Origin of the sequence: Evansella clarkii, assembly GCF_002019695.1 — a bacterium.
Lineage (GTDB): Bacteria > Bacillota > Bacilli > Bacillales > Salisediminibacteriaceae > Evansella > Evansella clarkii.
Genome location: NZ_KV917376.1, coordinates 308,041 through 322,554, shown reverse-complemented (window position 1 = coordinate 322,554; position 14,514 = coordinate 308,041). Strand labels below are relative to the sequence as shown.

The 14,514-nt window shown below is 40.2% G+C and carries 11 protein-coding genes; 7 read left to right on the top strand and 4 right to left on the bottom strand.

The genetic code is table 11. From position 1 onward, the window contains the following. Positions 1 to 236: 236 nt before the first annotated feature. On the bottom strand, positions 237 to 2,309 hold the full coding sequence (locus BK582_RS01350; protein WP_078592644.1) for a cation:proton antiporter: 2,073 nt from the start codon (positions 2,307 to 2,309) through the stop codon (positions 237 to 239). Positions 2,310 to 2,652: 343 nt separating this feature from the next. Further along, on the bottom strand, positions 2,653 to 4,044 hold the full coding sequence (nhaC, locus tag BK582_RS01345; RefSeq protein WP_078592643.1) for a Na+/H+ antiporter NhaC: 1,392 nt from the start codon (positions 4,042 to 4,044) through the stop codon (positions 2,653 to 2,655). A 397-nt stretch (positions 4,045 to 4,441) separates the two neighbouring features. Between nhaC and BK582_RS01340 the strand changes: the two genes are divergently transcribed. From BK582_RS01340 to BK582_RS26355, 6 genes are all read left to right on the top strand, one after another. Beyond that, positions 4,442 to 6,355 carry a PTS mannitol transporter subunit IICBA gene (locus BK582_RS01340; protein WP_078592642.1) on the top strand — a complete coding sequence of 638 codons (1,914 nt, stop codon included), beginning with the start codon at positions 4,442 to 4,444 and terminating at the stop codon, positions 6,353 to 6,355. Positions 6,356 to 6,464: 109 nt separating this feature from the next. Further along, positions 6,465 to 8,552: a BglG family transcription antiterminator gene (locus tag BK582_RS01335; RefSeq protein WP_078592641.1), complete on the top strand. Its 2,088-nt coding sequence runs from the start codon at positions 6,465 to 6,467 to the stop codon at positions 8,550 to 8,552. A 5-nt stretch (positions 8,553 to 8,557) separates the two neighbouring features. Then, positions 8,558 to 9,697 carry a mannitol-1-phosphate 5-dehydrogenase gene (locus BK582_RS01330; protein ID WP_078597742.1) on the top strand — a complete coding sequence of 380 codons (1,140 nt, stop codon included), beginning with the start codon at positions 8,558 to 8,560 and terminating at the stop codon, positions 9,695 to 9,697. A 213-nt stretch (positions 9,698 to 9,910) separates the two neighbouring features. Continuing rightward, complete coding sequence (locus BK582_RS01325) at positions 9,911 to 10,387, top strand: cell wall hydrolase (RefSeq protein ID WP_078592640.1); 477 nt, start codon at positions 9,911 to 9,913, stop codon at positions 10,385 to 10,387. Positions 10,388 to 10,411: 24 nt separating this feature from the next. Continuing rightward, entirely contained in the window at positions 10,412 to 10,873 is a 462-nt protein-coding gene (gene gerQ, locus BK582_RS01320; RefSeq protein ID WP_078592639.1) for a spore coat protein GerQ, read from the top strand. 350 nt (positions 10,874 to 11,223) lie between these two features. Continuing rightward, positions 11,224 to 11,895, top strand: a complete 672-nt coding sequence (locus BK582_RS26355; protein ID WP_139368196.1) for a thioredoxin family protein — start codon at positions 11,224 to 11,226, stop codon at positions 11,893 to 11,895. Between the two features lie 269 nt (positions 11,896 to 12,164). Here BK582_RS26355 and BK582_RS01310 read toward each other — a convergent pair whose 3' ends face one another. Both BK582_RS01310 and BK582_RS01305 read right to left on the bottom strand, forming a co-directional pair. Further along, positions 12,165 to 12,533, bottom strand: coding sequence for a hypothetical protein (locus BK582_RS01310; RefSeq protein WP_078592638.1), 369 nt, complete (start codon positions 12,531 to 12,533; stop codon positions 12,165 to 12,167). 2 nt (positions 12,534 to 12,535) lie between these two features. Continuing rightward, positions 12,536 to 13,246: a Crp/Fnr family transcriptional regulator gene (locus tag BK582_RS01305; RefSeq protein WP_078592637.1), complete on the bottom strand. Its 711-nt coding sequence runs from the start codon at positions 13,244 to 13,246 to the stop codon at positions 12,536 to 12,538. A gap of 103 nt (positions 13,247 to 13,349) precedes the next feature. Here BK582_RS01305 and BK582_RS01300 point away from each other — a divergent pair, with 103 nt between their 5' ends. Next, entirely contained in the window at positions 13,350 to 14,510 is a 1,161-nt protein-coding gene (locus tag BK582_RS01300; RefSeq protein WP_078592636.1) for an aminotransferase class V-fold PLP-dependent enzyme, read from the top strand. The last annotated feature ends 4 nt before the right edge of the window (positions 14,511 to 14,514 follow it).

Here is a 14,514-nt window from a genome sequence, read left to right as displayed (position 1 = left end):
AGCGGAAGACGGCGACTCTGGCGGGAAAAGCGCGAGCTGAAAATCCATTTTTGACGGCATTCAGCCATCAAAAATTAGTTGAAGCCGTGCCCGCAGAACGCGTCCGTCTGTAGCGTAAATCTAATTTGTTCGTATTAAAGTTGTAAATCTTGAATTATGAAATGGATTCAATTAAATATGAACATAGAAATGAATACCGAAATTCATTCCAGCGTCGGCTATACGCCTGCTCACATTTAATCATATTCCTCATAATCTTTTTTGCGCAGCATTTCTTTGGGGACTTCTATACCCCTGGAGCCTCTGATATCAACTTCCTCTTCTTCTGCTGGATAATAAACAATGAAACTTTCAGGTTTTAATTTTGCCAGCCTTTTTGGCAATTCCTCAAGCTCAGGATGCCAGGCAATCGTACCTTTTCTTGCACTCATAATGACTACAATATCATCTTGTTGTAACAAAGATTCATAATTCTCTCTTATGGAAGACCAACTATCTATTTTCCTAATCTCAGTAGGAGGATTGGGCTTAATTTTCTTTAAATATTTTTCATATGTTTCTACAGAATCATTAATTACTAAAACTAATAAGGAGGCACTTAACCGGGCCGTCAGCATTTTTATCCGTTCTAACGCTTCGAAAAATCCAGGCTTGTGATCCTCGCCATATGGAATGATCATAATAATCCGTCTTGTTGTATGAATTGGATGACCTAATTTTGTTACTAATACGGTTTGAGTTGTCTGGTCAACAAATCGGTCAATAATACCCCCAAATAACTCGTTGGCTTTCCTTTCAGCATTCCATTCAATAACAACAGTGTTAATTCTTTCTTCGGCGACAGCCCTTATTATGCCGTTCGATACATTTCGATCTACCCTTGTTATTGGACGCACGGGAATCTCCGAACCCGACGCATACATAACCGCATGCCCTAACATCTTTTCCGCGTTTGCCACCTCGTCTTGTGCAGTTCTTATATCTTTTTGTACTACTGTCAAGGGATATACAGGTTGTTCATCCGAATTGGGATCTTTAATCAAGTTGGCAAGGTCTATTAAAGATTCCATTGTCTGTGGATTGGCTAACGGAATAAGGATACGCTCAGGCCCTTCCTTTTTCTCAGTAGGTTGTTGCTCCTCCTGCAGCGCCAGTTTTCTGCCGTATTTCTCAACAAAATAGGGCCCGGCGATACATGTTAATAAAATCATTATGATTACTGCATTGACAGTTGCCTGATCCAGCAAACCAACCTCAAAACCAACTAATGTAGAAGCGAGTGTTGCTGCTGCTTGCGGTATGGTTAAACCAACGACTACATTACGTTCTGTCCTGGAATATTTATAAACCTTACTAATAATTACAGGAGCGGCGGCTTTTCCTATGAATACTGAAAGAACAATGGCTGAAGTAATAATCCACGCTTTTGGGTTGGTAAATAACACACTTAAATCCATTAACATTCCTACAGATAACAAAAAGAATGGTATGAATAACGCATTTCCAAGAAAACGGATACGATTCATTAATGTACCGTTATCAAAAACAAAACGATTCAGGGCCAGGCCCGCTAGGAATGCCCCTATTATTGGGTGCATACCGGCAACCATTGCTAAGAAGCCGGAAGCGAAAAGAATAACCATGACATAAGTAAAATTAGTCACACCCTCATTTTCTGCATTTCTAAAAAACCACCTTGAAAGTCTCGGTGTTCCCCAAAGTATTAAAAAAACAAAAACAATGAGTGATATGGTCATTTTTAGCCAGAACACAAGTGACAATTCCCCTGCTGCAGCCCCTGTGACAACAGCTAAAACTAACAAGGCCAAAGTATCTGTGAGAAGTGTCCCTCCAACTGCAGTTGTTACCGCCTTATTTTTAGAAATGCCCAGTCTGCTTGCAATAGGGTAAGCCAGTAAAGTATGAGAACCAAGTATTGATCCCAGGAGGATGGAGGCTGTTATGCTATAGCCAAACATAACACCAACGATTGTCCCTAAAATAAACGGAAGGCTAAACGACAGGGAACCAAACAGAATACTTCTCCTTCGATATTTTTTGAAGCCATCAATATCCAACTCTAATCCTGCTATAAATATGATAAACAACAATCCTATGGTCCCTAATAATACAATGGTTTGATCTCTTTCTAAAAGATGTAAGCCATGGGGACCAATAATAACCCCTGCTAATATGGGACCTATAATGCCTGGTACTCTTAATTTTTTCATTAATAATGGAGTTATAAAGAAAATTGCCATTGCCAACGCAAATATAATAACTGGTTCATCTATTGGAATATTAATCAAAAAAACCCCCAATGATTTTAGATCAAGTAATTAAAATAACATAATAATCCGGCCGGAAAAATATTTTGATTAAAATAGAAAAAATTCTGTGTTCTATAAACATAAATATTTTATGTATCGGCTATTTTATTATGCTTTGAATTAGCTGATGGAACTAAAGTTAAAAAAGTAGGTAATGCTTGCAGTTTTCACAAGCCATAATAGATATTGCACACTCCCACCTTTAGGGGCGCGCGATGTAATAGCTGCTCACTTCTGGGTATATATAATCAAAAAAAGCCTTCTCATTAGTTGATTAAACTTTTGAGAAGCCTCTTTGAATTTTTGTTCTTTATCTCTCCGATTAAGCCGCTTTTCTTTCAACACTCTCAATATTATTCTTAGAGAAGCTTACTCCAGTAAATCCATAAACCATTGTAATCAATGGACAAAGTAAGCAGAAAAATACAAAGGGTAAATAAGAAAGAACTGGTACTCCCAGAACACTCGACATAAATACGCCGCTTACCCCATAAGGGATTAGCGGGTTAATAACCGTTCCACCTGACTCTAACACTTTAGAGAGTTGTTTACCCGTAAACCCCATTTCTTTATAGCGCTTCTGAAATGCTTCCCCTGTCAAAATAATAGACATATATTGTTCTCCAAGACTTGCATTAATACCAATTCCTGATAAAACGGTAGAAAGCACAAGTCTTCCTGTTGTTTTGACTGCGCCTTGTATCAATTGAATTAATCTCTCAATCACGCCAAGAACAGACAATAAGCCTCCCATACTTAATGCTAATAATAGAAGAGATATAGCCCACATCATGCTTTGGATTCCACCACGGTCAAGAATATTTGCCAGATCTTCATTTGCCGCTCCTGAAATATAGCCGTTTTGAATGAGTTGCATCCAGTCTGCTATAAATATGTCTCCTCGCAGAAGGATAGATGTTACCAGACCTGCTGTAATACCAATAATCATTGTTGGTATAGCTGACTTTTTCATGATTGCCATAACGATAATACATACAGCTGGCAGCAGTGCAAACGGATGAACAATAGCCGTTTCTTGTAAGGAGGTAAGCATTTCCTCCATTCTTTCAGGTTGAACAGTCGTGTTTGTCCGTCCAATGATAATAAATAAGATAAGGGAGATTGTAAAAGCAGGTATTCCAACCCATAACATATGACGAATATGTTCAAATAAATCGGATTTGGCGACAGAAGATGCAAGATTTGTGGTATCGGATAATGGAGACAACTTATCACCCACTAAAGAACCGGAAATAACGGCTCCAGCTACCATCGGTAAAGGAATGCCCAGAATACTGCCTACCGCCATAAACGCAACTCCGATGGTAGAGATTGTTGTGAATGCGCTGCCTAGTGATATCCCAACAACAGCCGTTGCGATGAAGGCACTGGGTAAGAAATAGTCAGTTGAAACAATATGCAAACTATACGCTATCAACGTAGGAATCGTTCCCGATTCCATCCAGACGGCGATAAGCACCCCGATTAACATGAAAATCATAATTGGTACGATACCTGCTTTTACCCCTTTAATCATTCCCTCTTCTAAAGCAGCCCATGGGACACGTTTTATAAATCCATACCCAATAATAAAAATAATTACTATGAAAATCGGAACATGGGGATGTGCACCGTAATGAATTAAGGAAACACCAATTACACTTAAAATAATAGCGATAATAAGGAGGGCTTCCCAACCTCTTAAATTGATCATTTCACTTTCTCCTTTTCTAAATACCTTTTGAAATATTTAACCCGAGATGATTTTCACTAAAACACTTAAACGCTTAAACGCTTTTAAGTGGTAAAGTAAAACGTATGTAAAACTATAAAGAGATTTTTGATAGAAGTCAATACAAAATAATGAGCAATATTATGGAAGGTGGCCCCCGGTGTCCCAGCTGCTCAAGCCCTTATGATTACTGCTGGTGAAACGGGCGGCTTACATGGTTTTGTAAGTATAACAGCGGCATATTGAGAAACAATAGGTTTGTCATTATAAGCACGACAAAGTTAGTTTTCAATAACATTGAATCGGCGGATCTAATTAGACTATGATTATATATGTAAGTTAAAAGTCAATAATTATTTTTACTGAAAGGAAGAATATAATGGCTCAGTCAAAAATTAAAGTCAGAGTGCAGAAGTTCGGTAACTTCCTCAGTTCGATGGTAATGCCGAACATTGGGGCTTTTATAGCCTGGGGATTAATAACAGCATTATTCATTCCTACTGGCTTCTTTCCAAATGAAAACCTTGCCAGTTTAGTTGGCCCGATGGTTACTTACTTATTGCCTCTGTTAATTGGTTATACAGGAGGTAAATTAATCCACGATCAGCGCGGTGGTGTGGTAGGTGCAATTGCCTCAATGGGGGTTATTGTTGGTGCACCTGATACTCCAATGTTCTTAGGGGCCATGATTATGGGACCGCTTGCAGCATTCGTTATTAAAAAATTCGACCAGGCAATCGAAGGAAAAGTCAGATCCGGCTTCGAAATGCTCGTCAACAACTTTTCTGCAGGTATTATTGGTGCAACTATTGCTATTATCGCATTTTTAGGGATAGGCCCGGCTGTCCAGGCATTCACACGAGTTCTCGTAACAGGTGTTGACTGGCTGGTAGACGCAGGCTTGCTTCCCCTTACAAGCATATTAATTGAACCGGCAAAAATCCTGTTTTTAAATAACGCAATCAACCACGGAGTTCTGACTCCGATTGGGTTGGAACAAGCATCGAATATCGGCCGTTCGATTCTCTTCCTGCTTGAAGCAAACCCGGGACCAGGTCTTGGTGTGCTATTAGCATTTATGATTTTTGGAAGAGGACTGGCGAAACAATCTGCACCGGGAGCGGCAATCATACATTTCCTGGGTGGTATTCACGAAATTTACTTCCCTTACGTGCTTATGAAGCCAATGCTTATTGTTTCTGTCATCCTGGGAGGAATGAGTGGTGTGTTCACGCTTGTGCTTCTTGGCGGTGGACTTGTAGCGCCAGCTTCTCCAGGAAGTATTATAGCAATTACAGCTGTAACACCTCCGGAAGGAACAGCTTACCTGGCAAACTTTGCAGCAGTATTCGTAGCGACTGCAGTTTCCTTCGTCACTTCTGCTTTTGTACTTAAAACAGGCAAACAGATTGATGAAGATATCAACGAAGCTACAAAGAAGATGGAACAAATGAAAGGGAAGAAAAGTACTGCAGCTGGAGAAGCAGCAGTAAATAAAGGTGCTTTACCAAAAGAAGTAAACAAAATTGTCTTTGCATGTGATGCGGGTATGGGATCCAGCGCGATGGGAGCTTCCCTGCTGAGGAAGAAAGTAAAAGAAGCTGGCCTTGATATAACAGTTACGAATACAGCGATCAGCAATCTGCCTGCTGATACCCAGGTTGTAATCACGCAGGAGGAATTGACTCCCCGTGCACAGAACAAGCTGCCTGGTGCTTATCACATTTCCGTTGATAATTTCTTATCAAGTCCTGAGTATGATAAGCTCATTGCAAGCCTCCAAAATGATATTACGGAAGAACAGGCTGAGCTGGTTGAAGAATCTGAAACAGATGCGGCAGATACAGAGCCGAATATGGATAAAGACGATGATCTCCTGCTTGAAGAAAACATCTTTATGGGTAAAGAGTTCGCTACAAAAGAGGAAGCGATCCGTTTTGCCGGTGAAGTATTGGTAAAAGGAGGCTACGTGAAAGACAGCTATGTAGAGGCAATGATCGAACGTGAAGAAATCACATCGACTTACATGGGCAATAATGTAGCTATACCGCATGGTACAGAAGAAGCGAAGAAAGCAGTCATTAAGTCAGGATTCACGGTTATCCAGGTACCAAACGGGGTAGATTTCAATGGAGAGCAAGCTAAATTGATCTTCGGAATCGCCGGAAAAGACGGTACGCACTTAGAGATACTATCAGGCATTGCTATCATTTGTTCCGAACAGGAAAATGTGGATCAAATGGTAAAGGCCAAAACGGCGAAAGAGCTCATGGATATTATCAACAGCAAATAATAAACAAACTGGAAAGGCGGGGTATACCTGCCTTTCTGTTTGAATATAAAAGGTGTTCAGGCATTTTCTCCTGAAAATGGACTTCTAATAAGTGAAATGAGTGAGAAGAATGTTTATAACCTCGAGGGAAAAATCAATCATTGAATTAATTGTAAAAACTTCGGGCAGGCATACAGTCCACTCACTTTCCGAGTTCTTAAATGTGAGCGGGAGGACAATCCAGAGGGACCTGAAATCGGTAGAAAAAACATTAAAGCAATTTCACTTGAAACTGCAACGTACATCTAATGATGGTCTCTTTATTGACGGCAAAAATGAGCATATTTATAAGCTAATACAGAAATTGACCGGTGTTAACCCTACTGATATCACTCCGGAAGAGCGAAAACTGCGTTTGCTGATCACGCTTCTCCATGAAGGACCTTCATTTAAAAAGCAGGTGCTCGCAAATCAATTGGGAGTCAGCGCTGTAACGCTGACATCTTACCTGGATGACCTTGAGGACTGGCTTAATAAATTCTCCATCACCCTTACCAGAAAAAGGGGTGTTGGGATGGAACTTTCGGGAAAAGAAGCGGATAAACGGCATGCACTCGCAAGCTACTTTCTGGTACATTTTTACGAAGATTTGATTGAAAGCCTGTATTTTCTCCAACAGGGAAACGAGCCGGAGGAGATAATACTCGGTTATTTTTCACCTCGGTATTTATTTTTAATTGACCACCTTGTAAATTATAAAATCAACAATTGGCAGACAAGACTGGCAGATAGTGATTATATAGGCCTCATTGTACATATTTGCCTTACAATTCAGCGAAATGAAAGTAAATTCCTGCTGGAACAGGAATATCAAGCTGGAAATGAATATACAGATGAATTTCAGCTAATAGAATTGATATGCACAGAGCTGAAGGAAAAACTTGCAATTCCTTTAACAAAAAGTGACGTGCATTTTTTATCAGTCATCTTAAAAGGTTCAAAGGTTCAAGCCGCTGAGGTAATCTATTATGACAGTGTCCTGCTGGGCAAACTGATTAAAAAGGTAATAAAGGCTGTTTCATCAAAGCTGAATATCGATTTTACCGATGATTTTTCTTTATTCCAGGGATTACTGGCACATATGGAACCTTCCATTTACCGTTTGCAGCAGAATCTCGATCTGTACAACCCTTTGACAAATGAAATTAAGAAAAAATATCCTGTTTTATTTATTGCTGTAAAGGACAGCCTGGAGAAAGAATTTGAAGATATCGATTTTCCGGACGATGAAATAGCGTTTGTTGTTCTTCATTTTGGATCGGCTATGCTAATGAATGAAGAGAAGATAAGAATTAATGCCGTTGTGGTTTGTCCTACAGGTATAGGAGCTTCCAGGATGCTTGCGAGCCGGATAAAAAAAGAGCTTATGGAGATTACTCACGTGGAGATTTTATCGATTAAGGATTTCCGGACAGCTAATCTTAGTGAATTCGATATTGTAATATCCACTGTCAGGCTTCCTTTTTCTGATCTGGATTATATACTGGTAAGTCCATTATTAAGCAATAAGGATATTGGTTTTATTCAGAACTACTTGCAAAAAAATTTAGGGAAGCTGACTAGAAAAAAGCAGTATTTGTCTGCTGGCAGCCGCTTTAAAGCTACAGCAAAAAACAAGCGGCAGGATATAAATATTCTCTTGCAGGAAATAAAAGATGTCCAGTCAAGTATGGAGTCGATTCTTACTAATCTGCGTGTCTATCGAATGGAGCAAGTTGGTGACCACTGGAAGACGATACAGGAAATGGTCGACAGGGCCGGACAGGATGGCCTGGTCAACAACACTTCTGACATAATGCGGCAGCTGGAGGAGCGGGAGAAAAAGGGCGGCCTTGGGATACCAAATACAAATATGGGTCTGTATCATTGCCGTGAAGAAGGAGTACTGGAACTGATTTTCCAGGTGGCCCATTTGGACAAGCCCTGTACTATTAAAGGGATGGACGGCGAGGATATGCAAATGAAGAATCTGCTGTTGATGCTGGCGCCTGAAAACATGAGCAAGCGGGAGCAGGAAATACTTAACTTGATCAGTACAGCTTTGATTGAAAGCGATGTATCAATGATGGTTTTTTCTTCCTCTAATGAACCACTGATACGAAAAAAACTCGAAGATTTATTTCTGAATTTCTTACAAAATAATCTCATAAAGGAATGATGATGTTGAAACAGACAGTTCATTTTGGAGCAGGAAACATAGGCAGAGGTTTTATAGGAGCACTATTTTCGCAGTCTGGTTACCATGTAACTTTTGTGGATATTGCTGAGCAGATCATAAATAAATTAAATGATGAAAAAAGATACCAGGTAAAGCTCGCAACGGAACAAAATGAGACAATGACGATCGAAAATGTTTCAGGACTGAATAACATGACCCAGGAAGATGAAGTAATAGCTGCAATTAAGAATGCCACCTATTTAACTACTGCGATTGGACCCAATATTCTGCCACGGATCGCACCGTTGATTGCCCGGGGGATAGCAAAGCATATTACTGAAACGGAAGAAAAGCTTTATGTCATCGCATGCGAGAATCAAATTGGCGCCACGGATATCTTAAGAAACCATATTATTGACCATCTGGATGAAGAAACGAAGGGGAAAATGGAAGGAAGAATTTATTTCTTTAACTCGGCAGTAGACCGTATTGTCCCGATTCAGGACCAGGATTCTCTCGATGTGCTTGTTGAACCTTACTATGAATGGGTTGTGGAAACAAAGGAAAGTATTCCAGAAATAAACGGAATGAAGATTGTAGAGGAACTGGCTCCGTTTATTGAGCGAAAACTATTTACGGTTAATACAGGACATGCGGTAATTGCCTACTTAGGTTATCTTGAAGGAAAAGAAACTATTGACCAGACTTTAGCGGATGAAGCAGTCGCTAAGCAGGTAAGGGAAACACTTAAGGAGACAGGTGCATATCTGGTTCAGGAGTACGGCCTCAATGAAGAAGAGCATTTAACATACATCAACAAGAATATTGAACGCTTCAAAAACCCATATTTAAATGATGGGGTTACAAGGGTAGGACGCTCACCGATAAGGAAACTTGGACCGGAAGACAGGCTGATACGACCTGCAACACAGGCGCAAAAAGCGGGACTGCCTTTCACAAACCTTGCAAAGGCAATCGCTGCTGCCTTGTTGTTTGATCATCAGGAGGACGAGGAAGCGATGGAAATTCAGAGAATGATCGAAGAACACGGTCCTTCTTATGTTCTGCAGACTATCAGTAAACTGGATGAAGGCAGTGACATATTAAAAGAAGTAGTACGCCAATATGAAACATTAAAAAAATAAAAGTTTGCAGCAGAGTAACAAGTAACATGGATACTCCAGGGAGCGCAAACAAGCCAATAAGCAAAAACACATGCATTTTTAAATCGCATGTGTTTTTTTATTGATATATTAAACTTGATTTTTGATGAATTCCCCCAGTTTGGGCTGATTGGCAAGTTTCGAAAGTTATCTTCAGGCAATAAGTTAGTTGTATAGGTTGAAGGGGGTGAGTAGATGGGTAGACGAATTAAGCATACTACCCGTGACGTAGAATCGTTAGCGAGGCTCATGCTGGCAGAAGCGATTGGAGAAGGAGCTCTGGGAATGAACATGGTAGGGACGGTTGTCGCCAATCGGGTGGAGGCAGATTGTGCTCCGGACTTCGAAAACTTACGCAATATCAGGCATGCGATTTATCAGGAAATCCCTGGTACTGGTATCCCTCATTTCGAACCCGTCTTAAACGGAACTTTGTATACGCAGCGTCCCGATGAAGCTGACCTCCAGAGGGCCAGGGATTTGCTGCAAGGTTACAGGGAACCTCGCTCCAGAATGAGCTTGTGGTTTTTTAATCCCAGCCCTGGGCAAGCATACCGGGATCCCTGTACCCCTACGATGCCAAGATCCCCTATGACGCAGTTCGAGTTTGCACATAAAAATCATTGCTACTATGTCGGTGTACCGGGCTATTGCCCAGAGTTTTACCGCTAAATAAAGAAAGGAGCTGTACTTCACATGACATATGGAGACTCCAGTTATTATCCAATGAATTATCCTGGTTACTATCCCGCTTCCAGAGTAATGGGGGGAGCCGCACAACAACAAGGTGGATTCCCTATTGATATGCCTTCTGGACCGGCATATTCCACCCCGGTGGTTCCATTGGGAACTGGTCAGCAATTTCCGGGAGGCGTGATGCAGGAATCATTTATCGAAAATATCATTCGCTTCAACAAAGGTAAGATTGGTACCTTCTATTTTACTTACCAAGGGAACAGCAGATGGAATGCGATGGTTTACCAGGGGCGTGTGGAAACGGCAGGCCGTGACCACATCATCATCAGCGACCCGGCCAGCGGGAAACGTTACCTGCTTTTGATGGCGAATCTCGATTGGGTAGAATTCGGGGAACGAATCAACTATCCTCGTACTGAAATTAGTCAGGCTGTCCAGGAGTCGCTGGAACAATCGGATTAAGTTAAAAGATTGAGCAAAACCCGCCTATTGGCGGGTTTTTTTATCTACCACTCATCATCACAGCTCTTTCCTGAGAATCCATCAACCAACCGGTGATTATAATGGTTATAGTTTATGATGCAGTAAGGATTTATATTTGTCTTTTTCTGTGTTAAAGTACAAATACTTAAACAACATGACAGCTAATCATAAACATCACTTTCAGGAAGGGGCTGGATGAGTTGCTGATGGAGAGATTTCCGGATATGGAACTGGAAGATTTAAATGGGAACAAGATATCAACTACTGAGTTTCAAGGGAAAAAAACATTAATCTTTATGTGGGCATCCTGGTGACGCTGCAGAAAACAATTGTCTGGATGGCAATCCTTTTATGAAAAGTATAAAAACGAAGATTTTGAGATTCTGTCTGTATCGGTAGATATTCAGGGACCTGAGGTAGTTAAACCTTATGTAAAGGACACCAAGTTTACTACAGTCGTTGACTCCGGAAATGAAATGGCCAATTATTTCGGGTTTAAAATCGTCCCAAATGGAGTATTTGTTGATGAAAGAGGATATATTCGACTTATTAAACAAGGGTTCAGGATCAAGGAAAAAACTCATTATGAGGCTGTTGAAAAACTTATACTGAATGAGGCAGAAATAGTGGTGTTAGATGATTCCTATTATAACCCAAAAAGTGGGCCTTCCGAGATTGAAAGGCAACTCTCGGAAACAAAGTTCAAGTTGGGGATGGAATATTACAGGAACGGGAAAAAAGAAGAAGCTCTAAACGAACTGGATGAAGCATTAATGCTCGACACAGACAACTTCCTGATAAGGAAGCAACGCTGGTATATCAGACACCCCGAAAAGTTTTCTCCGATGATTGATACAGAATGGCAGCAAGAACAACTTGAAAAAGAAAAGCAGGAAGAAGCAGATCTAAAGAACAGGATGGATTGCGACCCTGAGGGATGCGTTATTCCGGGAAGCGATAATAAGGCGCAGGGCTCAAAAGAAGACTCGATTAAAGAATAAAGTAAAAGTTCTATCATATTGTTCTGTGGGGGAGCTTTCGAAAACTTGAAGTTGAAGGCTTTAGTTTATTTAACTATCAGCCTTAACTTGTTTACCATAATACACTCTGCTCACCCGAACAACCTTGTTTCAAGGCAATGTTTCAAAGAACCAGGTCGCAGGTCTGTTACCTGCGACCTGGGGATAACTTACCGACAACCAACTGAATTCTACTTGAGGATAATAGATATCTTTTCTCGGAGCCGCCAGCTATAAGTTTTTTACTGCCTCTACTTTTCTTCTAGAAGCACAAATGGTCTCCCGATAACAGCCTCGATCCTAAAATAACGGTCAAGTTCCCTGGCCCTGAAAGCATGTGTCATAGCAGTGATAGTTGATAAATCAGGAACATCATATAAAAAGCATGCATGCCATCCCAATTGTCCTGTCCGTCCCGCTGCAAGTACGTCCGCATCTATTGTTCCTATTAATTTTGCCCCGTTCTTCTCCCATTCCTTAATAATTTCTTTAAGCTCCGGAATAATAACTTCTTCTTTATATTCTTTTGTTGTATCGAACCACCCTGTTGATTCAAACATAAACATTACTCTTATTGGTGAAGTCACTTTTGGCACCAGTATCTCTGCTTCTTTCTCCATTTCTATCTCCTTTCACCGTTTGGTATCCATTTAGTAAATTCTTCAGTATTTCTAATGTAATAATAACCATTAATCTTCTGGACAATCCCCGACATAGTAAGAACTCGCATAATGTTAGACACAGTAACTCTGGAGGTGCCTGATAAATCAGCCATTTCCTGGTGCGTAAAGCTTATTGAAATTTTTCTGCCTTCATGTGTGTCTTTTCCGTACTGAACTGATAACTTGTACAGGTAAATAATAACTCTTTCATGTGCACTCATAAATGTAATCTCTCTAATATGATGTTGCAGTGAACTTAGTTTCCTGGTTAGATTGAATATTAGTTTCTCGCATAATAATGGACTGTTTAATATTACCGGTAAAAACTGATCTCTGTGAATATAAGCAAGATTACATATTGTATTAGCGGTTGTTGTAACTTCTGTTGGCGTTTGCTCAATCGCACAGCTCTCCCCGAATATACTCCCCTGGTTAAGAATGATAATGGATTTCTCCTGGCCTGTATCGTCTAGTAGTGAAACCCTGACTCTGCCTTCAATGACATAGTAAATATAAGTGTTTATTTCCCCTTGCTGATAAATCATCTCGTTTTTTTTGTAAATTATTTGCGGCGCTTCTTTAAAGACCGTCCTCCAATCATTAGAAGCGTTATTAAACCACGGAGATGGAATCCAGGCTTCGTTAACCTTTTTATATTCTTTGCCCTCCACTATTTTACACCTCACTTTATGTGATTATTGTAAACTACTTTACAGAATATTAGAAGTTATCAAATTATTATAAATACTACAATATCTATGAAGGAGGTTTCAGATGATTAAGGAAAAGATAATCACAGAGGAAATTGCGAAAGAGTGGCAAAAAGAATTCCCTATACTAAAAGAAGTAATTCATGTAGGTAATTGCTCACAGGCACCGCAGTCAAGAAGAGTAAGGGCAGCAATTGAAGAATACCTGGATAATTGGTTGACGGTAGGTATGGACTGGGACTATTGGGTGACAGAAGTTAATAAAGCGAAGAAAGAATTTGCTAAACTCATTAATGCCAGCGAGGAAGAAATTGCTGTAACTTCATCCGTTTCCATGGCAACTGCTTCTGTTTTAGGTTCCCTTAAACCGGAGGGGAGCAGATCGAAAGTTGTATTAACAGAAATGGAGTTTCCCACCATTGGGCAAGTCACGCTTGCCCAGGCTGAGAAGGGGAACTTCGAAGTGGATTTTATTCCGGTTCAGGATGGAAAGATAGAAGAGGAAGAATACGACAAATATGTTGATGCCGACACTCTGTTGACAGGAGTCACATTTGGATATTATCAAAATGGGTTTAAACAAAACTTGAAAAGGATAGGTGAAATTGTTCATAAGGAAGGATCTATCTTTTTTGTCGATGCGTATCAGGCGATTGGTACAGCCCATGTAGATGTAAAAGAGATGGATATTGATATTTTAACTACAGGCAATTTAAAGTATCTTCTTGGAATACCTGGAATTGCTTTTTTATACGTGAAAAGTGAATTAGCTGAAAAATTACAACCGTCTATTACTGGATGGTTTGGAATGGAAAACCCTTTTGCCTTTGAAATTAAAAACTTAGACTTCGCTGCCGGAACAAGAAGGTTTGACACTGGTACACCTCCAATTTTAACTGCGTTTGCTGCACGGGCAGGAATGGAGATAATTAACGAAGTCGGGACAAAAAATATCGAACAAAGAATAGAAGAATTATCACAGTTCTCTTTAAATCTCGCCCAGGATTATAAAATGAGAATAGCAAGCCCATCTAATACTGAGGAAAAAGGCGCAGTAACCGCCATCGAATGTGACAATGCCCATGATGTTGAAGCAAAGCTCAAAGATCAGAAGATAATTGCTTCTGCCAGAGGAAATGTTATTCGTATTGCCCCTCACTTTTTTACTACTAAAGAAAACTTAGAAACTGTTTTTAAACATGTAGACAAGATTTTAAAAAGTTAATATA